Below are 788 nucleotides of genomic sequence, written 5' to 3' on the forward strand. Positions count from 1 at the left end.
GGCAAGGTCGAGGGCACCGAATCGTCGGAGAGCGAGGATGTCTCGCTGCGCGTCTTCGTCGGACAGCGGGTGGCGAGCGTCTCGGCCACCGCCGCCTCCGACCCGAAGGCGCTCGCCGAGCGCGCGGTCGCCATGGCGAAGGTCTCGCCCGAGGATCCCTTCCAGGGCCTCGCCGATCCGGCGCTGCTTGCCCGCAATTTGCGCGACCTCGATCTTTTCGACCCGACCGAGGTTTCGGCCGATCAGTTGAAGGAGGCAGCACTTGCCGCGGAAGCGGCGGCCCTTGCCGTGAAAGGCATCACCAATTCTTCCGGCAGCAACGCCAGCGCCGGGCTGGGTGGGCTGGTGCTCGCCACCTCGCATGGCTTTGTCGGCCAATATGTCGCCTCGCGCTTCTCGCGCTCGACCAGCGTCATCGCCGGCCAGGGCACGGCGATGGAGCGCGACTATGAATTCTCCTCCCGCCAGCATTTCGCCGATCTCGACGCGCCCGAGGAGATTGGCCGCAAGGCCGGCGAGCGTACCGTGCGCCGCCTCGGCGCCCGCAAGGCCGCGACCGGCCCGGTCGACGTGGTGTTCGATCCGCGGGTCGCGCGCGGCATTGCCGGCCACCTTGCCGGTGCCATCAACGGCGCGGCGGTTGCACGCAAGACGAGCTTCCTGCGCGACATGATGGGTAAACAGGTGGCCTCAAGCGCCATCACTGCCACCGACGAGCCGCTGCGGCGCCGCGGGCAGGCCTCGCGCCCGTTCGACGGTGAAGGCGTCGAGGGCGAGAAGCTCTTGAT

General features: G+C 69.2%; 1 protein-coding gene. It reads left to right on the forward strand.

Features of this window, described 5'->3' with window-relative positions; genetic code table 11:
• Positions 1 to 788 (forward strand): metallopeptidase TldD-related protein (locus EOA29_RS38595; protein WP_245468797.1); only part of this gene is annotated, 788 nt, incomplete at both ends.

It is taken from the genome of Mesorhizobium sp. M1E.F.Ca.ET.063.01.1.1, assembly GCF_003998155.1.
GTDB lineage: Bacteria > Pseudomonadota > Alphaproteobacteria > Rhizobiales > Rhizobiaceae > Mesorhizobium.